The following is a 20,340-nucleotide window of genomic DNA, read 5'->3' as shown; positions in this document are numbered from 1 at the left end:
TAAATATAATACTTTATATTGACTTTAATATTATTATAGTTTATACTAAATAATATTAAAAAAAAGGTAGGTTGCCTATGTCAATAGAAGTTGTTCCTGAATGGATGCTAGGCCTTGATGATGAAGATGTTTCCTTCATGAAAAATTTTATTATGGCCTCAGGCTCGTTAAAAGAAATTGCCAGGCAATACAGCGTTACCTATCCGACAGTAAGGCTTAAGCTTGACAGACTCATACAAAAAATACAAATCAGCGAGGACACTTCTAGTGAGCCTTATATTGCCCTTATAAAGAGGATGGCTATAAACGAAAAAATTGATTTTGACACTGCCAAGATATTGATTTCCGAGTATAAAAAGCTTAAAAAAGGGGGCTAACAGGTGCAGCGGACTTTTATTGTACTGATTTTTTTACTGTTTATCATTGGCGGAGGCATCTGCCTTCAAGTTTTTCTCTCAAGGAAAAACAATAAATGGCTAGGGCTTATGCTGCCGATAATCAGCTTTTGCTTCTCTCTTGTTATAGTTTTAGGCTTTATAGCTTACAATGGGATGACAGGCCACGAGGTTCTTCAGCTAATTGCCTTCACATTGTTTATATCCAATATTCCCACGGTAATTCTTATCGTAATCTATTTCGCCTGCCGTGAAAAATTGAAGCGAAAGAAAGAGCTTGATAAAATGAATATTCAGGATTTGGAGTAATTCGGCATATATTCATAATAAAACTCTTAAATATTCCGATTATATATGTTAAAATAAGCTAAAATACAAGTACACATTATGGATATGGAGTATAAAATAATGGGTGTAGACAAGCAATATTTATCGGATGTTGAAGCAATATTGTCACATAGATATGATAATGGAGGCGATCTCTGGACTACCCCGGATAAGCGCCTGCTGAAAGGAGCTCCGTTCTCTACGTTGGAGAGCATCCTTTTGCTCTTGGAATTGGGGATGGAATCTACCTGCCCATTGCTTCAGGAAGCTGCCGAATTGATTTTCAGCACTTGGCGCGAAGACGGGCGTTTCAAGCTGTCACCTCAAGGTGCCATTTACCCGTGCCATACCGTTCACGCTGCCGAGGTGCTGTGCCGCATGGGATATGCCTCAGATGTCCGGCTTCAAAAAACCTTTGACCATCTTTTGGGTATACAGCATACCGACGGAGGCTGGCGCTGTAACAAGTTCAGCTTTGGGCGTGGTCCGGAAACAGAGCTTTCAAACCCCCTTCCCACTCTTAATGCTCTTAATGCATTCCGCTTCAGCAATTACTTCAATAGTGAGCCGTCGCTTGACAGGGCTGTAGATTTTTTACTGGAGCACTGGACGATCAAAAAGCCCTTAGGCCCATGCCACTATGGCATCGGAACATTGTTTATGCAGGTCGAATACCCTTTTCGCAACTACAACCTTTTTGTTTACGTATATGTCTTGTCGTTTTATAACCGGGCAAAGGAGGATGAACGGTTTTTGGAAGCGTTGGAAGCATTAGAGTCCAAAATGGCCGATGGGCAGGTTGTCGTTGAGCGCGTTGTTCCAAAGCTGGCGAAGCTTTCCTTCTGCAAAAAGGGCAAGCCAAGTGCACTGGCAACCATGCGTTATCACGAAATCATTAAAAACCTTGGCAGGAGCAGGTGACCTCTGTTACAATGACTATCAAACAGCTAATCAGCTTCATCTCCCGGCTCAAACCGACACAGGACAGCTGCAATCAGAGGCTGCCCTGTGTCGGTTTGCTATAAGGCAAGAATCGGCTTGGCAATACTTATATGAAGTGTCACCTGCAGAATGACAGTATCTCATCAATCAATCCGTAACTCTTCGCCTGTTCAGCCGTCCTATAATACTCCGTTTCCATATCCCCCTTTTTACTCCCTTTCTAAATAATGCAACCTTCGCAAGCAGTACAGCCACTTATTATAACCGGGCAGCGCTGATGGCATCACGACTGCATTTTTACCATGGTACCCATAGGCGCTGATTGCGATTTTTGCCGCAGCAGAGAAAACTCCTTACGCACCATAAACATCGTCCAGATAACTATTACAGCGTCAATAGCAAATGAGCCGTAATAAATCCCTTTAACACCAATTGTCTTGGGCAATAAAAGCATAACGGGGACATAAAAAACTAACTGACGGGCAATACCAATCACGGCTGCGGGTTTGCCCTTGTCAACAGATGGGAACAACGTCATAGCCATGAATATAAATGACAACACAGGCAAAATCGCCATGTAAACTCTAAAATACATAAGCTCCGCGCCGGCAAACACCGCATCCTTCATTATCAGCCCCAGAACCGCTCCGGGTGCTGCTATTGATAAAATCCAGAAGGGCAGTGTCAGCACCATAGCAGTCACAGCAAATATTTTATAGGAGCTTATAACGCGCTGGTATCTCTGTGCACCATAGTTGATTCCAATCACCGGCTGCAAGGCGCGCATCAGTCCAAAAATAGGTGTCATCAGAAAAGTGAATATCCTATACACCACACCGTAAAAAGCCACATCGGCTGTCGTGCCATATTTGGACAGTGCGTTAAATACAAATACCGCCTGTACCAAGCTCATAACACTCATAATCAGTGACGACATGCCCAGCCTCAGCATCGAGGTGCCGATTGCTTTATCCCATCTGACGGAGACAAGCCTTGAATGAAAGGTTGCCCAACCCTTTCCAAAATAAATCCAGCTTACAAGCGTATAAACCAGCATACCAATATTAGTTGCCCATGCCGCACCCTCAATGCCCCACTGAAATACAACGACAAACAGATATTTGAATACTGCATCGACTGCAAGTCCTATACCCATCATAACAGCTGCGGTTTTCATCCTGCCTTCGGCACGTATAATCATGTTTCCCGCAAGTCCGTAAACCCAAAAGAACGCACCATAAATGGTAATGCGGAAGTACTGGTCTCCCATCACCAGAGCCTCGTCCTTTCCGCCCATCATGGCAATCAGCTCTTTAGAAAACAACAGTCCCAAAAGCATATAGATTACAGTTACTATAAAGGATAGTAAATTAACATTACCCAGCAGCCGCTCCTGAGTCCTTTTGTCCTTTGCTCCTATGGCAATGCTTAAGGCAGAGCCTGCACCCACTCCGATTAACGAGCCAAAAGCAACACTAATTTGAGACAGCGGGTAAGCCACCGAAACACCCGCAAGAGCATCCTCACCCACAAACCGTCCCACAAAGAATGCGTCAAGCACAGAGTTCATACCATACAAAACCATTGCTACAATCGCCGGCCAGGATAAATTAGCCATGACTCTCCATAGATTCCCATTTAATATAAAATGCTTTTGCTTTTCCTTTTCATCAACTAATGCATCATTCATTCAAAAATCCCCTCTCTATAAAATTAAAATTACAAGCCAAAGTTAAACAAATCTAACTTTTAAATTAAAATATAACACTGTTATATAACAATGCTATATTAACTCTACTTTTTTCTTTTGTCAAGAATTATATATATAAATTACAATTCATGGTATTTTAGCATTCTGTTCACATATATATTGACATTTATATAACTGAAGAATATAATATTTCTTTAAATATATGAATGTGTTGTGGAGGATAATTGAATGCATGATACTCAAGAAGCTATAAAATGTGATTGTACTTCAATCCATAATGACATAGTGGACAAGGTTAGAGAAAATATTCCTCCTGAAGAGACGCTTTATGATTTGGCAGAGCTTTTTAAAGCATTTGGCGACACCACCAGAATAAAGATTCTTTATGCATTATTTGCTTCAGAAATGTGCGTATGTGACATAGCGGTTCTTCTTAACATGACTCAGTCTGCCATCTCTCACCAGCTTAGGGTTTTAAAGCAGGCAAGGCTCGTTAAATTCAGGAAGGACGGCAAGGTTGTATATTACTCTCTTGATGACGAGCATGTCAAGCGCATGTTTGATCAGGGCCTCCTTCATATTTCAGAAAAATAACTGCCAAGGCTGCTTAAAGCAAATTAATAGCCGGCAAAAGCTTTTTTTACGGAGGTGAAACTTTATATGAAATGGAATATACTCTATGATCAAAACAATCCTCCTGCCTTGAATGATATCGAAAAATATGTAGGCAGCGGATTATGGGAGAATTTAAATACCTTTTTAAAAAGCACTTATGGTATTCAGCCCAAATTATCTTATAGCCGTTGCTCAATGCAGCCCGGCTGGAATGTAAAATACCAAAAAAGCGGGAAATCCTTATGTACGCTTTACCCTATGGACGGTTTTTTTATTGCTCTTATAGTGGTTGGCAGTAAAGAAAGCTCCCAAGCCGAGCTGTTGCTTCCTTCCTTTAGCAAATACACCCAAGACCTGTACAAAGGCACCCCTTTTTCTGCCGGAGGCCGCTGGATGATGATAAATGTTACAGAGCATGAGATTCTGGAGGATGTAGTGAGGCTGATTCAAATAAGGGTAAAGCCAAAACAGCCTGCGTGACTGTCCCTGCTAAAAAAAGGAAAATTTAAACACTTAGGCAGCAGCATAGGAAAAACATTCGGTTGTTGACGGTATAGCTTAAAAATGGTATAGTGTTTTTATACCCCTATGGGTATAAAGGAGGTGGGATTATGCGCAAATGCATGGATTGCGATAACCTGCACAGGCGGCTCAATAAAGTCATGGGACAAATCAAGGCCATAGACAAGATGGTGGACGAAGACGTTCCCTGTGAAGATGTCCTCATTCAAATAAACGCTGCTAAAAGTGCCCTGCACAAGGTTGGGCAGGTTGTTTTAGAGGGTCACCTAACCCACTGTGTCCGTGAAGGGATTGAGCATGGCGATGCAGACAAAACCATTGAGGATTTTGCCAAGGCAGTAGAGCATTTTTCAAGAATGTCATAGAAAATTTAAAATGTTATGGATTAAGACAGCCGTTTAGTAAAGAAGCGGCTGTCTTTTTGTTGACATGGGATACCCATGGGGGTACAATATACGTATACCCCCATGGGTATAGAAAGGAGTTGCACTGCTTGATTACATTTTTAAAAAATGAAGAAAAAAGGACAGTACTTTTCCTGATACTCTCCGTTCCCGCGCTCATTATCAGCTTTTTTAATATTGGTAATCTCCCCATCGACGCGGCATGGATAGCAATCCTGCTCTGCGGCATCCCGATAGTTAAAGGAGCCGTTGCAGGAATAGTCACAGAGTTTGATATCAAGGCAGACGTTCTGGTATCTATTGCACTAATTGCAGCTATTTTTATAGGAGAAACCTTTGCGGCAGGCGAGGTGGCATTTATCATGGCTCTCGGAGCTTATCTGGAGGAACGCACCGTGGCTAAGGCCCGCGCAGGAATTGAAAGGCTGGTTCATCTGACACCCGCCACCGCCCGTGTTGTAAAGGATGGAAAGGAAGATATAGTTCCCGCCGGGCAGGTAAAAATCGGAGATGTTCTGCGTGTACTTGCGGGAGAGACTGTCGCCGTGGACGGAATAATCCTTAAAGGGCAGACCTCCATAGACCAGTCCGTCATGACGGGAGAATCTATTCCAGCGGATAAGAGTGAGGGTGATGAAGTATTCAGCGGAACTGTAAACCAATTTGGCACTTTTGACATGGTTGCACAGAAGGTGGGAGAAGACAGCTCTCTGCAACGTATGATTCGCCTTGTAGAGTCCGCCGATGCCGGAAAAGCCAAAATAGTTAAAATTGCAGACTGCTGGGCAACGTGGATTGTTGTCATTGCACTGTTGGCTGCCATCATAACCTGGCTCATAACAGATGAGATCATCCGTTCTGTAACCATTCTGGTAGTGTTCTGCCCCTGTGCGCTGGTGCTTGCCACCCCAACAGCCATCATGGCCGGTATCGGAAACGCTACAAAATTCGGTATTCTGGTTAGGGAGGGCGATGCACTGGAACGCCTTTCTCAGGTGAAGCGCATAGCCTTTGATAAAACAGGTACGCTCACTTACGGAAAACTCACAGTGGCGCAGGTACATAGTATTGATCCCACACTGGACAGCTCATCTCTTCTCGCTCTGGCCGCATCCTCCGAGCTGCGCTCAGAGCATCCTCTTGGAAAAGCAATTGTTTCAGACTACCGACAGAAGCACGGAGCTCCGGAACAGCCGGAGCAATTCAGCCTGTTAGCCGGACGGGGTGTTTTAGCCAAGGTTGCCGGGCAAAAGATTTTTGTCGGAAACAAGGCGCTTATGGAAGAGCAGGGCATTGCTCTTTCATCCGAGCTGCTCCAAACAGCAGCAAAGGCTAAGTCCAGCGGCTGTACCATAATTTATATTGCAAAGGACGGTATTGCCTGCGGAATGATAGCCTTGTCGGACACTATACGTCCCGATGCCGATAAAACAGTGGAAGCAATTCATAAGACCGGAGTCCAGACCGTTTTACTTACGGGGGATGCGGCAGCAGCCGCTTCTCATATTGCAGAAATGGCAGGTATCGGCGACGTACAGTGGGATTGCCTGCCTGAGAATAAGCTGGACAAAATCCGGGAATATCACAGCAAGGGGGATTCCGTCTGCATGGTAGGAGACGGCATTAATGATGCGCCTGCATTAAAGGCTGCTCTTGTAGGCATTGCCATGGGCGTCAATGGCAGCGACATTGCCATTGACGCAGCAGATATCGTTCTGGTAGGAGACGATATCAAGCAAATACCGCATCTCCTGCGGCTTGCAAAAAAGACAATGCAGACAATTAAAATAAACCTCGCCGCCTCCATGCTGTTGAATTTTATTGCCATTGCTCTGGCTATAACCGGGATTTTAAATCCGGTAGTCGGCGCTTTGGTACACAACGTCGGTTCAGTAGCCGTGATCGTCAATTCCTCGCTTCTGCTAAAATGGCGGAATTAATTTAGTTGTTTTTTTTTTAGCAGGACAGCCGTCCTGCTTTTTTATATGCCGGATTTCTTACGGTAAGCATTATATATACTTAGAAGGATCGACAGGGTTGCCGTTTTTGCGAACTTCAAAATGAAGGTGCGGGCCGGTAGCGTTCCCGGTGCTTCCGACCGTTCCGATTACATCCCCTTTAGCCACTCTCTGCCCCTTCTTTACTTTTATAGTATCGTTATGTGCGTAATAGGTGGTAAAACCGTTTCCGTGGTCAATAATTATGAGCTTGCCGTAATTACCCTCCCAGCCCGCAAACGTCACGACACCTCCATCCGCAGCCTTGTTGGGTGTGCCCCTAGGAGCCGCAATGTCTATGCCGGTGTGCTTCCCTCTCCATCTCTGCCCGAAGCGGGAAGAAACGCTTCCACGGTTTGGTCTGGCAAAAACACCCGTCGCAGCTGTTCGGGGCCGTTCCTTTGTACCTCTGAGCATAACTTCTGTTTTGGGCTCCTCTAAAACATCCTCGCTTATAATGTTGGTTTTCTCCAATATACCGTTGATGCTTACAAGCTCGGTTTTTACCAGCTTCTTTCCATCCGCCCCCTTAGCCTTTACCCTGCTTTCGCCCCTGTATAATTCTTGAGAATCCTCATATTCAACCCCATAGGGTATTTTCTCCTCTAAGGTTTTATAGGAGCTTTTTTTCACATTGACAGCATATTTTGGAGCAACTATTATCAGCTTCTGCCCAATGGAGATATTGTCAATGTCAATACCGGGATTCACCTTTTGTATCTCCTGTGCCGTGATACCAAACCTTTCGGCAATTCTGCCTACTATGTCCCCCTTTTCCACAGTATATTCCTTCTTGTCATTGCTCTCTATGGTCAAGCTGTCAAAAGCCTCCTGCCTGTCTTTGAGCTTGTCCACCGAAACCTCTCGCTCCACTATACCGACATTTTCTACAAATACAACATTTGGGCCGTCCTCCTGGCTTTGTATGTAAGGCTCTTTTATTTTATTCAGCACTTCCTCCGCCGAGGCTTGCTCCTTTAAGTATGTAATATCCTTCCCGTCTGCAGTAATTGCAAAAGCCTTTGCCGTTAATGCAACATTGCTCTCCAGCACACCCCGCAGCTCATTCTCCTCAATCCTGTCCCGGCCTGTAAAAAAAACGCTCTTATAGCTTATCTCTCCGGAAACAGAAATTTCAGTGCCATGCCTCACCTCTGCCTCCTTTACAATATCCTTCAATATATCCTGCACAACCCTCTTGGATTTAACCGTTCCTAAATATTTATTATCTATGTTAACCGAATAACTCCTTGTTGAAGCTGTAATAACCAACGCTGCCAATAAAGGGAGAAATACCACCGAAATCCTCAGTAATTTTTTGCGATTAAGCTTTTTAAAATTAAGCCTTTTGAGATTAAGCCTTTTGAGTCTAAGCATTTCGCGACTAAACATTTTATATAATAAATTCATTCCAATACTCCGTTTAAAATTTTTAAAATTTATTTTTCCAAGCCTTGCTTGTACCATTTAATTATACTTTTTATCAGCGCTATTATCAAGAACCTATTTGAATATCCTGTCATATGCATATTGACAAAACAGAGCTAAAGAAATATAATTCAACTAACACATGAATATGTACTCATGTGTTCAATCAATCTAAGGGGGAATGAAATCATGAATATTATTGAAATAGTTTTTGTAGTTACCTTGTTTATTTTTTATACTGTTCTATGGAAGGTAAAGCAAATGAGGCAAATAAAACGCAGCGGTATAAATCCCGGGGTAATGGCGGCGTCAAGCTCAAATGTTCAAAAATATATGGATAAGCTGACCAAGGTTTTAACAGTATACACGTTAATCATTATAGTTTTACATTCACTGCAAATTCAGTTAGGCTCCCTGTTTAACAGAATTGAAGCCCTCAGCTGTGTATGGTTTGATATAGCTGGCTATTTAACAGGCCTGGCAGGCTTATCCATTTGCTTATATGCTCAGTTAAAGATGGGAAGTTCATGGAGAGTAGGAATTGACGAAAGGGTAAAAACCGATTTAGTTACAACCGGCTTGTATAAATATATAAGAAACCCCACGTATTTAGGGCTATTTATGCTGAATATCGGGGTATGGCTCATCTGGCCGACATTCAGCATTTTCCTTTTAAACATTGTTTTTATTCTGTTTCTTGATATTCAGGTACGCTGCGAAGAGGATCATTTATATTCGGTGCACGGCAATAGCTATGATGAGTACAAAAAAAGAACCAAGCGTTATATCCCCTTTATTTACTGAATATCCGGCTTAGAAAACAGCCCCGTTTGTTCTTTGTTATTCACAACGGGGCTCAAGCTCTCCTGTTTTCAAATTAAGCTGAGAGCATTTGAACGAACCGTTTTCTATTATTTCTTTTAATTTAAGTCTTTTTATCTTTATTCCATTAGCCATGGGAATTTCCTGATTCGACACAATTACTCTGCCAACTCTTTTGAATACGGGAAGCTGCTTATTAATTGCGTTAAATTCCAGGGCTATTTTTTGTATTGCCTCCCTGTCGCCGGAGTCCACCGAAGGCTTAAGCACCAAAGCGATAATGTCGTTCCCTTCCTTCCCTTTAAGGCCTACCGCATAGACACCCTCGCAGTGCGGAAGGCCCTGAAAATACTCCTCTATCTCATCAGGATAAACATTCTCACCCGACTCAGTTATAATAACATCCTTTACGCGGCTCCTTATCCATGCAAGGCCGCTCTTGTCTATATATGCTATATCGCCGCTTTTATACCATACCCCCATATACCTTTCGGGCTGTACAAATTCCCCTCCCTTAAGCTTACCTATGTGCAGCATACCACCCTTTATAACAAGCTCGCCGGTGCCGCTCCTCTTTATTTCCTCTGTGCCTTCCTCACCGTCAGAGACCAGCACGGCATATTCCAGATTAGCTATAGCGCTGCCTATGCTGCCTGAAAGCCTTTTGTCCATATCGTATTCATTGCATGTCGATGTAAGCCCCACCTCTGTAGAACCATAACCGTTCATAAAGCAATAGCCCAAGCCGTTTAAAAGCCTTATGGTTTCAGACGAAACATGTCCCCCGCCGCTTATCCCTATTCTAAGGCTTGTCCCAAACAAGCTGTCAAGCTGGTTTTTAAATAGAAATTTTTTTACAAAGCGCGCTCCCGACATGCCAAAGACCTTTTGTATAAGAAGGCTGGCTTTCAGTGCCGATTCCAGCTTGGGCAGCTTGCCGGATTGCCTTGCCTTAAGCATTATCCTTTTAGCTACGTTATTCCAGAACAACGGCACCGACGGCAGCCAGCTTATCTCATGCCTCCTGCAGGTATCTAAAATGGTGCTGGGAGCCTTGTCTCTAAGGTATACAACAGTATCCCCCCATGTAAGCGCAAACAGCGTTACAATAAGTCCAAAAATATGGTGTGCGGGCAGCATAGCCAAAACTCTGTCCCCTTTTCTTGAAACAAAAGGATCAAATTTCAGGCATAAAAGCTTGGAGGACTGAAGCTGCTTTATAAAGGCCTTGCCGTCATATACAAAAATCTTTGAGGTGGAGGTGGTGCCCGATGTACATAACGCAATTCTGTCGGCCCAATTAAAATCCGTATCTTCATAATAATTCGCTCCCGCCTCTGTTGCATCCTCATAAGCTATGATTTTAAAAGGCAGCATACTCTTATCCTTCTGTGAGCATACAATGGCAAGCGCACCTGACTCCTTCATAAAGTGGCCTATCAGCTCATCGTTATGCTTAAAATCCACCAGAAGGACATTATACCCTGCCATCATAAGTCCCCAGAACACACTAAGCCAATAAGGTGTTGTATCATGCTTGAAGGCTACCCACGAGCCGGCCGGGACATCCTTAAGCAACGCTTTAAGATGTCCCGCCGTCCTTCTCGTCACCTCATCATACTGTCTGAAGGAAAGCTCTATAATCTCTCCGTTTTCATCATATCTCGTACAAATTCTTTCGGGAGAAGATCCATAAATGCTTTCATAAGCAGCCTTAAAGGTCTGCTCGCCGTTGCACATTCCATGGAAGGCTTTAAAACGAGGATCCTTTTGCATATTTGTTTTCATCTCCTTAATTTTATAGCATGTATTACCTTAATTATAGCATAAAATTACATTTATGGAGATATAAAAACAAAAAATTAGGACATTTATTTGTCGTTTTTGTCTTTCAAGTTAATAAGCCATATATTACTTTTTTGAAAGCTCCTTTATCAATTCAAGTGCAATAACATTTCTTTGGATCTGGTTTGTACCTTCATAAATCTGAGTAATTTTGGCATCTCTCATCATTTTCTCAACAGGGTACTCCTTCATATATCCATAGCCCCCTAGAATTTGAACTGCATCCACAGTTACTTTCATAGCTACATCAGAGGCCATAACTTTTGCCATTGCAGATTCCTTAGATATATTCTTGGTCCCACTGTCTATATGTCTGCATGTTTGATAAACTAAACATCTTGCTGCCTCTATTTGTATAGCCATATCAGCAAGCATGTGTTGAATAGCCTGAAATGAAGATATAGGCTGTCCAAATTGAACTCTTTCCTTTGAATATGCCAGAGCTTCATCAAAAGCCCCCTGTGCAATTCCTAATGCCTGTGCTGCAACCCCTGGCCTTGTCCTATCCAGTGTTTTCATCGCTACAATAAAACCTATTCCTTCTTTTGATAAAAGGTTTTCTTTAGGTATCCTGCAATTATCAAATACTAACTCTCTTGTCGTTGATGCTCTAATACCCATTTTGTTTTCTTTTTTCCCAAAAGAAAATCCTGGCATGCCTTTTTCGACTATAAATGCTGAAAAGCCTCTTGCACCTTTTTGCCTATCTGTGCATGCGATGACTGTATATATATCTGCATCTCCTCCATTGGTAATCCACTGTTTTGTACCATTTAGAACATACTCGTTTCCATCTAAAGCTGCTGAAGTCTGAATGCCTGCGGCATCGCTGCCCGCATTTGCTTCAGTTAAACCAAATGCCGAAAGTTTCTTACCGGATGCTATTTCCGGAAGGTACTTCTGTCTTTGTTCATCGGAGCCAAAGAGAACTATTGGAAAAGCTCCAAGTGCAGTGCCGGCAAAGGAAAGAGCTATGCCTCCGCATGCTTTGCTCAGTTCCTCCACAACAAGTGACATCTCTAATATGCCTCCGCCTAACCCGCCATATTTCTCTTCTATATAAATCCCAAAGATATCTGAATCTGCAAGTATCTTTATTGCTTCATCTGGAAAAGCCTGGTCTTCATCATATTTTTGTGCTATGGGTGCAATCTTTTCTTTTGCAATTTTTTTTGCGAGTTCTTTTATAATCAATTGTTCTTCACTTAAAAAGTATTCCATTGCAATATTTCCTCAACCTTCTATATATAAAATTATAATTATTTATACTAAAGTTCTTAAAGGATTATATCTTGTAATTTTCTCTTAGGAACATGCAATGCTCCGTCTTGATCTTTATAGTATTTAATTGAATCTTCACATTCCTCAGCAATAGGTTTTTCATCGGCATATCCAAGTGCTATCAATGAATTTAAAGTATAATTTTCAGGAATACTTAAAGTCGAAATTATTTTTTCCCTATTTATAGCAGCTAATAAGCAAGTTCCAATTCCTTCTGCACAAGCAGTAAGAAATATGTTTTGAACAGCAAGCCCAATATCTAAAAGTTCATATCCTGTGCTTTTAATCTCTTTGTCAATAAGCACCGCAATGAAAGCAACCGGTTTTTCATCTTCCTTCGGCGTACCTTCAGGATAAATATAAACAGCCCATTTCACATTTTCAAAAATTTTGCTTACAGTCTCCGGGTCATCTATAATTATATATTTTAAAGGCTGAAGATTTGCAGCAGATGGCGCATGTCTCGCAGCATTAATCAGCTTTTTTAAGATGTCCTTATCAATTTTTCTTTGCTTATATTTCCTAATTGTTCTTCGTTGAAGAATAATCTCATAAATACTCATATATACCTCTAAGACTTCTATTTCTATTCCTTTTCATTTACTTTTACTGTACCATTAAGAAAGTTAGCACCTGGAGACATTTCACCGTCAACAATAACATTAAGGCAAGCAATTTTATTACTATTAACAGCTCTGTTTAGAGCAGGAACAATATCATCCGGATCGCTAATCAATTCTCCATAACCACCAAAATCCTCAATAATTTTATCATATCTTGTAAAACCTAAATCCGTTCCATAATTACATGAACTATCTCCAAAAATAGTTCTTTGTGTTTCTCTGCAAAAGCCCCACGAACTATCATTGTGAATAATTATTACAACTGGTATTCCCATCCTAACCGCTGTGTTCACTTCAATAAGATTGAAGCCCAATGAGCCGTCACCAGTGTATAACACTACAACCTTATCAGGTTTAGCAATTTTCGCTCCAAGTGCCAAAGGTAATCCTGTTCCCATAGGCCCATAAGTACCGCTAGGCCCTATTACATGGTGGCCCGGTTTATAGCACTTGAATAATAAGCAAGCCCATAGCATTGCATTTGAGCCATCCATAACTATTACAGAGTCTTTAGGTATGACCTTTTGAATGTCACTTATAAGCCTTTGCGGATGTATTGGTTTTGAATTATTATTAATATCCTTTTCTAAATCTGACCAGAAATCAAATCGTATTTTCTTTAATTCACTAATCCACGAAGAATATTTATTTTTATTTACTTTTCCGCTTGCTTTCATTGAATCTAATATTTGTTTCAAAACAACATTACTATGTCCAACGATACCAACATCAATATTTCTGCAACTGAATCCAATTTCACTTGGATCAACATCTACTTGTATAAACACTTGATTCTGAGCAAAGACAGGAGGCCTTCCAAATGAAACTGAGTAATCCAAGCTGCTTCCGAATACAATCACTGTATCTGCATTCTTAAATGCGTATAACTGCGGCCCTGCTTCTAATGCCCTTCCCGGGCTAAAGCAAAGCTCATGATCATCGGGAAGAACGCCTCTTCCTGCATTCACAGTAAAAACGGGAATTCCTGTGTATTCGGCAAACATTTTCAATTCTTCTTCGGCTTTGGAGTAAAACACCCCGTTTCCAGCTATTATAATTGGTTTTTTTGCCTTTTCTATTAAACAAATCGCTTCTGCAATTTTCTCATTATCACCATAAATTTTAGCATCTGTCCTATATTTTTCTGGCCAAACAACTAACTCCTCATCAATTTCATTTCTAAGATAATTAATGGGAATTTCTAATACCACAGGCCCTCTTCGCCCTGAAACAGCATGCCTAAATGCAATAGCAATATACTCAGGTATTCTTGCAGTATCATATACCGTCCCACACCATTTGGTATACTGCTTTACTAAAGTAAGCTGATCCATGTCTTCTAGCCCACCGGCATCTTTACGCTGCGGCTCAAATCCTCCTGTTATTAAAACCAGAGGGGTAAATGATTTATACGCTTTTATTATCCCGGAAATAGCATTTGCAAAACCAGGACCTCCAGTAACTACAGCTACACCAGGATTACCTGTTAATTGAGAATATCCATCCGCCATATGGACGGCAGCCTGCTCATGTCTGGTATCATATATTTTCAGGCCAGTTTTTGAGCAAGCAGCAAAGATAGGGGAAACGTAGTACCCTATCAAACCAAATACCTGCTCTATTCCCTCTCTCTGAACAGCCTGTGAAACTAAAAAGCCTCCATTCACTTTTCCCATATCAACCCATCCTTTATTCAGTATCTTGAATTATTTTACTTGTAATATAAACAGGTTATCTTTATCTTCAATTTTCAAATTAACACAACTATTAGTATCATCTACAGAAAGCTTATAAATAGCCATCTTCGATAATTCAAAGAAATTACTATCAATAGAAATTGTCATTTTATCACCAACCATTAGAAAGTTCTCATTATACATTTCAAGCTCATATGAGTTCAAATCTCTAAAGCTTTGCCCCTTTAAACGTATTACCTTAATTTCAGGCAAGTTAAATTCATCGCCTTTATCTTGAGCAGGTTTTAATACATTTACATTAATGGTGTTACATAATTTTTCATGAATAGTATATTTAAAATCTATTGTATAAATCTCTTCTAATACTTCAGCGCCATGAACTATATCAGGTGTTAAATTATAAGAGTCATTTTCTTTTATCAGATACACATTGTTTTCTACACAAAAATTAAATCGTCCTGAAAAGCAATAGCCAAATTGTGCAAAGTGATGAGAATGATTTCCGAGCTTAACGTCCGTAGTTAAAGTATTAAGTAATATTTCATACCTATCCGATATTAAGTATTTTTGTTTGAATCCTTCACAAATTTCCCTCTCTCCAGATACATCAATTAAATCTATTTGCCTTCCCATAAAACCTCCTAAGCACTTATATAACAACCTTACCGGTTTTTCTTGCAGAATATTGACCATAGAACCTCAGCACTAAAGGTTCCAGAAACAAATTCCAACTCTTTGTTCTCTATCGATGTTTCATTAGTAACTGCATACTCAGCTATACCATTTATCACCATTTCCGCTGCTTTTGTTGTAGAATTGGCAAGTACAAGTTCATATCCCTCTTTACTATCTATAACTCCCCTTATCAGTTTATCAATTAAGCAAATTACAGGTCTACAGGAAGCAATCCTAACCTTTTCTTTAATAACACGATCTTTTTCATCCCTTTTTGTTGCAAGTCCATAAGCAGGAGTTTCTAATAAAAAGGAAAATAAATTTTTCAATTCAGGTTCCCAGTACATTTCTGTTATTTTTTCATAAGCGTTAGGTACGACAATTAAATCAACCTTTTTATCAAGAAGGTATCTGAATACTAAATCGAAATTATCCCATAACTGTATATCTATATATAAATCGTTTTTTATTTCTTTCAAATATTTGTAAAAATACATTGCTGCATTATAGCTAGTTGTTCCTACCGGCCCTAATGTTCCTATACATACACTTTTCCTTTGATATAAATACTGATTTAAATAATCAAGCTGCAGCCTGAAATTATCTAATATACTATACCTGCAAACATGATTATTATCTAGAGTGTTTCGTTCTTGTTTGATTTTATCTTTTTCATACATAATTATCCCTCACACTAACATCAATATTACAAGTCTTCCTGAGTAATACCATATGCTATAAATGACTGCAGAGCTTCGCTCGTACCACCAAGTATAGTCATAATTCTTATATCTCTGTATAACCTTTCTATAATGTAGCCTCTAATATATCCATATCCACCAAATAACTGTAAGCATTTATCACAAATTTCTTTTGCCTTTTCCGTAACGAAATACTTTGATATTGATGAATAGTATTTTACGTTACCCGGATTTTGGTCAAAGAGTTGAGCGGTATAAAAGGTGCTTAATTCCATAACAGCCAGTTCTGTCCTTATATCAGCAAGCTTAAACTGTACATTTTGAAGTTCTATCATAGGAAGAGCATCAATTTTTCTGATTTTTGTATAATTCACTGTTTCATCATATGCTCTTTGCGCTATCCCTAAAGCTACCGCAGAATTCGCAATCCTCATTAGCTCCATACTCTTTAATATAATTTTGAAACCATCCCCATCAGATCCTAGAATGCAAGATTTATGCGCCCTGACATTACTTAAGTGTATATCAGCAATCTTAAGCGACTGCAGCCCCATAGTTTCTTCTTCCTTGCCTAAAGATATTGCGTTATTATCCTTAATATCTATTATAAAAATATTATATCTTTCATTTCCGGTTACTTTATCTCGTGTTTTTGCAAATATCAGCCCATAATCAGCAATACTGGCATTAGTTATCATTGATTTTACGCCATTTATAATAAAATAATCCCCGTCCTCTTCGGCAATAGTGTTTATCTGTCCCATCCCTGCACCATCGGGCTCATTAAAGGCTAAAACTCCAATCTTAAATTTTTTCATGCTGGAAACTAAATAATCATTTTTTTGCTGCTGTGTTCCAAATAATTGTACTGGAAAGCACACCCCGAAATTTAAGCCCGCAAGTATATGCCCAATGGACGGATCAGATTTAGAAATTTCATTGATTACTAACATGCATGACACTGCATCCATATTTATACCGTCATACTCTTCATTTATTATCATTCCGTAGTAACCAAGCCGCCCCAGCTCATATAAAATATCTTTAGGAAAAATTCTCGAATTGATCCTCTCATTTGCATTAGGTTCTATATTTTCAAGAACAAATTTTTTTATAAGATTTTTTATTTCATTTTCTTGTTCATTGAATAAATACATTCCGCTCCCCCCACTGCATCTATTTTTTTGTCAACCATTAGACATTTCATTAATTATCTTTACTACTTTATTGGCATATCTTTCGACTCTGTTACTATCCCAATAGCCCTTGGTATAATTAAAACCAAGGTTTAATCTGCCATCGAATGTATTTGCTGTTATAAAGATGCCCCATTCAGTACCTTGAACATAATGTGTTGTTCCAGATAAGCTAATCTTTTCAAATTCAATATTCCCAAGCTGTCTTGGCATATTTTTATCTTCTATTATCCCTAAATTGCTTATAATAATATATTGCCCGGAATATTCCATCTCCTGAGAAAACTCTTCATCAGTTAATCCAAAAGCTTCACTGATAAAATATAGCTGTTTAAAAAGACCATGCTTCAATATAAAACTCTCCAGATCTCTTTTTGCATTTTTTGCAACCTCCCAAAGCGATTTCTGTTTACTAAAAACAGATTGATGTGTTTTTGCCATTAATGCTCCAAAACCCAACTGCTCATCACTAATAGGCTTATTCAGCAGTTGTCTCATATTTATTGCTGATATGCAATCAACAGCAACTTCTTCTATAGAAACATATCTCTCGCTAATTTCATCTGCCATTGCTGCCATAGCAAAGGCACACAAAGCTCCATAAACTGTTGTATTTTCATTCCTGCACTTTGAAGTCAGACTGCACGTTTCTTCTACAGATAGAGTGTGCTCAAAAAACCCGACTTTTCTTTGTTCTAAAGGAATGCGGTTTTTCTGAATAATATCTTGCTCTATCTCTGGTGGAAATATTGAAAAATCTTCGTCTATGCCTTCGGGAAACAATTCAAAGTCTAGTGCCATCTCAGGAATTTCTTTCAAACCAAAATCAGTCTCATTATTTAACAATTTGTTATAGACTTCAAGTATACTTCTTAACAAGTTTAACCCCGAAATGCCATCGGATACAAAATGGCAAAGGGTCATAATAATCTTACACTCATTACTGCTTCTTAGAATCTTCACTCTGGCATATGGAGCATTCTCAGCACTAAACCTTTTATTCAAATCCTCTTCTGCTTCTTCCGGCCATTGGTTTAAGCCTTTGTCATCAATAACAGTTAATGGTATAAATGGTGAAGCTTCAAATTGATTAAATTCAGCTTTAGTACTATCTACAAATACATTTAAGTAAAAATGTCTCTTTTGAATAATATTTAAAGCTTTTTGAAAGAACTCAATATTGACAATCCCCTTGCAATGAATAGTGATTTGAAGATTACATGCAATGGCTCTATCAAACTTTAGTCCCATGTGCTCTGCCGTACAAAGCGCCTTTCCCATAATATCCCCCTCCTATTTAAAGCTTTAACTTACAATTTTTTAAAACTAAAGTTAATATGCATACAATTCCGTATATGAACTAAAGCAATTAGCTGTTTAGCATCTTTTTAATCTCGTGTGCAATTTCATATACATCACCAATAATGCCGTAGTCAGCATATTTAAAAATTGGTGCATCCGGATCCTTATTGACAGCCACAATCAGCTTGCTTCCATTTGCACCTGCCATATGCTGTACAGCACCGGATATTCCAAAACACACATATAATTTTGGGGACACAGTTTTTCCGGTTTGACCTACTTGCATATCATAGCTGGCACAACCAGCATCTACAGCAGCCCTTGATGCTGCTACAGCACCGCCGACAATATCAGCAATTTCATATAGTATAGAAAAATCGTTTGAATTTTTTAGTGCCCGTCCACCCGAAACAACTATATCAGCTTGTGTTATGCCTATTTTCTTTTTCTCACCTTCTTTGATTTCCAATAATACGCCTTGCTGTTTCTCAATCTTTATAAATTGAATTTTCTTCACCTCAAACCCGCTGCTTTCTATTTTATTTATTTCAGCGGAATTTACCCGCAATGTAGCAATATATGGAGCGCCTTTAGTAAATCTTGTTTTTACAAATACCTTGCCTGAATAAACCGGTCTGGTTGCTATAATACTATTATTATTGCACTCTATATTTATACAATCAGACACCATTGTGACACCCAGCATAGCCGATAGTCTTGGAAATAGGTCTTTACCTATAACAGATGACATTCCTAGAACAATATATGGCTGAATCTCCTTTATTAGCGTGAACAAAGCCGGTGCATAAGTATGTACATGGAAATATTCCAGCTCCGCTGATTCGATATAGTAAATTTTCGATATTCCAAAACACTTAAGTTCATCTAATTTACTTTCAAGCCCACATCCCATTATAACTGCATGTAATTCCCCCCTACAATCAGCCGCAAGATTCATACCAATCGTTGCTAATTCAAAGGCACTCTTTTTAAAATTTCTATTCCCACTTTCTAAGAATAATAGTGTCACTCTATTCATGACTAGTTCCTTTCTCAAATTATAAATATCATAATAACCTTTCCTCAAACTTCAGTATTCTAACAAGCTCGGCAGCAGCTTCTTTCGGATCTCCTTCAATCAGCGTGCAATTTCCTTTTTCAGGGGGATAAAAAAATTTTTCATTTTCTAATCCTGTCAGCTCCGTATTGTTTAAGCCCAAATCCTCAATCTGAAGTCTTATTATATTCTTTTTTCTCGCACTCATTATTCCTTTCAAAGTTGCATATCTTGGCACATTTATTCCTTTAGTCACCCCAATAATACATGATTTATTAAGCTTTATTATTTCAATGTTGCTTTCCTCAGTTTCACGAGATACTAAAACGGATTCCATATTAATTTCTAATTTACTAACACCCATGGCTTGAGCCCATCCTAAAAGGCCGGCTACCATTGGCCCTACTTCATGGCTGCTATAATCCGTAGACTGTTCTCCTAAAAGCAGCATATCTATTTTTTCTTTTTCGATTAATTTTTGAATTATTAGTGCAATTCCCAAACTATCAATTAAAATACTGTCTTCCATAACTACATGCAAGGCATTATCAGCACCTGCTGCTAATGCAGCATAAATTGATTCTCTAGCTCTTTCCGGCCCTATTGTGAAAGTAATTATTTCAACGTCTGAATTTTTTTCCTTCAATCTAAGTGCTTCCTCAAGTGCAAATTCGTCATATGGGTTAACAATATGCTTTTGCCCTTCAGTAGCAACCCTATTATTACTTAAATTTAGCCTGATGCTGCAATTTGTATCCAATACCTCTTTTATACAGACTCCTATTCTCATATTTCACAAC

At 39.6% G+C, this 20,340-nt stretch carries 20 protein-coding genes; 8 read left to right on the top strand and 12 right to left on the bottom strand.

The annotated features are described in order from the left end of the window. The first annotated feature begins 77 nt into the window (after positions 1 to 77). The 3 genes from DFR58_RS11000 (at position 78) to DFR58_RS10990 (ending at position 1,643) form a co-directional block, all read left to right on the top strand. Entirely contained in the window at positions 78 to 377 is a 300-nt protein-coding gene (locus tag DFR58_RS11000; RefSeq protein ID WP_114297902.1) for a DUF2089 family protein, read from the top strand. A 3-nt stretch (positions 378 to 380) separates the two neighbouring features. Further along, the gene (locus DFR58_RS10995; RefSeq protein ID WP_114297901.1) at positions 381 to 704 is read left to right on the top strand and encodes a hypothetical protein; all 324 of its coding nucleotides are present in this window, start codon (positions 381 to 383) and stop codon (positions 702 to 704) included. 99 nt (positions 705 to 803) lie between these two features. Then, positions 804 to 1,643 carry a prenyltransferase/squalene oxidase repeat-containing protein gene (locus tag DFR58_RS10990; protein ID WP_114297900.1) on the top strand — a complete coding sequence of 280 codons (840 nt, stop codon included), beginning with the start codon at positions 804 to 806 and terminating at the stop codon, positions 1,641 to 1,643. A 304-nt stretch (positions 1,644 to 1,947) separates the two neighbouring features. On the opposite strand, the gene DFR58_RS10980 is transcribed toward DFR58_RS10990, so the two are convergent. Continuing rightward, positions 1,948 to 3,354: an MATE family efflux transporter gene (locus tag DFR58_RS10980; RefSeq protein WP_114297898.1), complete on the bottom strand. Its 1,407-nt coding sequence runs from the start codon at positions 3,352 to 3,354 to the stop codon at positions 1,948 to 1,950. 249 nt (positions 3,355 to 3,603) lie between these two features. On the opposite strand from DFR58_RS10980, the gene DFR58_RS10975 reads away from it, so the two are divergent. The 4 genes from DFR58_RS10975 to DFR58_RS10960 all read left to right on the top strand — a co-directional run bounded on the left by DFR58_RS10975 (position 3,604) and on the right by DFR58_RS10960 (position 6,856). Next, positions 3,604 to 3,969 (top strand): ArsR/SmtB family transcription factor, encoded by a 366-nt coding sequence (locus DFR58_RS10975; RefSeq protein WP_114297897.1) that lies wholly within the window; start codon positions 3,604 to 3,606, stop codon positions 3,967 to 3,969. 66 nt (positions 3,970 to 4,035) lie between these two features. Continuing rightward, positions 4,036 to 4,470 carry a DUF3788 domain-containing protein gene (locus DFR58_RS10970; protein ID WP_114297896.1) on the top strand — a complete coding sequence of 145 codons (435 nt, stop codon included), beginning with the start codon at positions 4,036 to 4,038 and terminating at the stop codon, positions 4,468 to 4,470. A gap of 131 nt (positions 4,471 to 4,601) precedes the next feature. Further along, complete coding sequence (locus DFR58_RS10965; RefSeq protein WP_114297895.1) at positions 4,602 to 4,877, top strand: metal-sensing transcriptional repressor; 276 nt, start codon at positions 4,602 to 4,604, stop codon at positions 4,875 to 4,877. A gap of 128 nt (positions 4,878 to 5,005) precedes the next feature. Next, positions 5,006 to 6,856: a heavy metal translocating P-type ATPase gene (locus DFR58_RS10960; protein ID WP_114297894.1), complete on the top strand. Its 1,851-nt coding sequence runs from the start codon at positions 5,006 to 5,008 to the stop codon at positions 6,854 to 6,856. 69 nt (positions 6,857 to 6,925) lie between these two features. Here the strand turns inward: DFR58_RS10960 and DFR58_RS10955 are convergent, their stop codons facing one another. Then, positions 6,926 to 8,305 carry a peptidoglycan DD-metalloendopeptidase family protein gene (locus tag DFR58_RS10955; protein ID WP_207659218.1) on the bottom strand — a complete coding sequence of 460 codons (1,380 nt, stop codon included), beginning with the start codon at positions 8,303 to 8,305 and terminating at the stop codon, positions 6,926 to 6,928. Positions 8,306 to 8,530: 225 nt separating this feature from the next. Between DFR58_RS10955 and DFR58_RS10950 the strand changes: the two genes are divergently transcribed. Continuing rightward, positions 8,531 to 9,145 (top strand): methyltransferase family protein, encoded by a 615-nt coding sequence (locus DFR58_RS10950; RefSeq protein WP_114297892.1) that lies wholly within the window; start codon positions 8,531 to 8,533, stop codon positions 9,143 to 9,145. 36 nt (positions 9,146 to 9,181) lie between these two features. Here DFR58_RS10950 and DFR58_RS10945 read toward each other — a convergent pair whose 3' ends face one another. From DFR58_RS10945 to DFR58_RS10900, 10 genes are all read right to left on the bottom strand, one after another. After that, the gene (locus tag DFR58_RS10945; protein WP_170138125.1) at positions 9,182 to 10,939 is read right to left on the bottom strand and encodes a class I adenylate-forming enzyme family protein; all 1,758 of its coding nucleotides are present in this window, start codon (positions 10,937 to 10,939) and stop codon (positions 9,182 to 9,184) included. Positions 10,940 to 11,074: 135 nt separating this feature from the next. Continuing rightward, positions 11,075 to 12,229 carry an acyl-CoA dehydrogenase family protein gene (locus DFR58_RS10940; protein WP_114297890.1) on the bottom strand — a complete coding sequence of 385 codons (1,155 nt, stop codon included), beginning with the start codon at positions 12,227 to 12,229 and terminating at the stop codon, positions 11,075 to 11,077. A 56-nt stretch (positions 12,230 to 12,285) separates the two neighbouring features. Then, positions 12,286 to 12,852, bottom strand: coding sequence for a nitroreductase family protein (locus DFR58_RS10935; RefSeq protein WP_114297889.1), 567 nt, complete (start codon positions 12,850 to 12,852; stop codon positions 12,286 to 12,288). 23 nt (positions 12,853 to 12,875) lie between these two features. Next, positions 12,876 to 14,588 (bottom strand): thiamine pyrophosphate-binding protein, encoded by a 1,713-nt coding sequence (locus DFR58_RS10930; RefSeq protein ID WP_114297888.1) that lies wholly within the window; start codon positions 14,586 to 14,588, stop codon positions 12,876 to 12,878. Between the two features lie 30 nt (positions 14,589 to 14,618). Continuing rightward, positions 14,619 to 15,242: a cupin domain-containing protein gene (locus tag DFR58_RS10925; RefSeq protein WP_114297887.1), complete on the bottom strand. Its 624-nt coding sequence runs from the start codon at positions 15,240 to 15,242 to the stop codon at positions 14,619 to 14,621. Positions 15,243 to 15,271: 29 nt separating this feature from the next. Further along, on the bottom strand, positions 15,272 to 15,964 hold the full coding sequence (locus tag DFR58_RS10920) for a hypothetical protein (protein WP_114297886.1): 693 nt from the start codon (positions 15,962 to 15,964) through the stop codon (positions 15,272 to 15,274). Between the two features lie 26 nt (positions 15,965 to 15,990). Next, on the bottom strand, positions 15,991 to 17,142 hold the full coding sequence (locus tag DFR58_RS10915) for an acyl-CoA dehydrogenase family protein (RefSeq protein ID WP_114297885.1): 1,152 nt from the start codon (positions 17,140 to 17,142) through the stop codon (positions 15,991 to 15,993). Between the two features lie 30 nt (positions 17,143 to 17,172). Next, on the bottom strand, positions 17,173 to 18,462 hold the full coding sequence (locus tag DFR58_RS10910; protein WP_114297884.1) for a phthiocerol/phthiodiolone dimycocerosyl transferase family protein: 1,290 nt from the start codon (positions 18,460 to 18,462) through the stop codon (positions 17,173 to 17,175). An 88-nt stretch (positions 18,463 to 18,550) separates the two neighbouring features. Continuing rightward, positions 18,551 to 19,540, bottom strand: coding sequence for an electron transfer flavoprotein subunit alpha/FixB family protein (locus DFR58_RS10905; protein WP_207659217.1), 990 nt, complete (start codon positions 19,538 to 19,540; stop codon positions 18,551 to 18,553). A gap of 10 nt (positions 19,541 to 19,550) precedes the next feature. Continuing rightward, on the bottom strand, positions 19,551 to 20,330 hold the full coding sequence (locus tag DFR58_RS10900; protein WP_114297882.1) for an electron transfer flavoprotein subunit beta/FixA family protein: 780 nt from the start codon (positions 20,328 to 20,330) through the stop codon (positions 19,551 to 19,553). Positions 20,331 to 20,340: the final 10 nt, after the last annotated feature.

The sequence above is a fragment of the Anaerobacterium chartisolvens genome (assembly GCF_003337415.1).
Classification (GTDB): Bacteria; Bacillota; Clostridia; order Acetivibrionales; family DSM-27016; genus Anaerobacterium; species Anaerobacterium chartisolvens.
The sequence above is the reverse complement of the archived record's forward strand: the minus strand, read 5'-3'. Positions and strand labels throughout refer to the sequence as shown.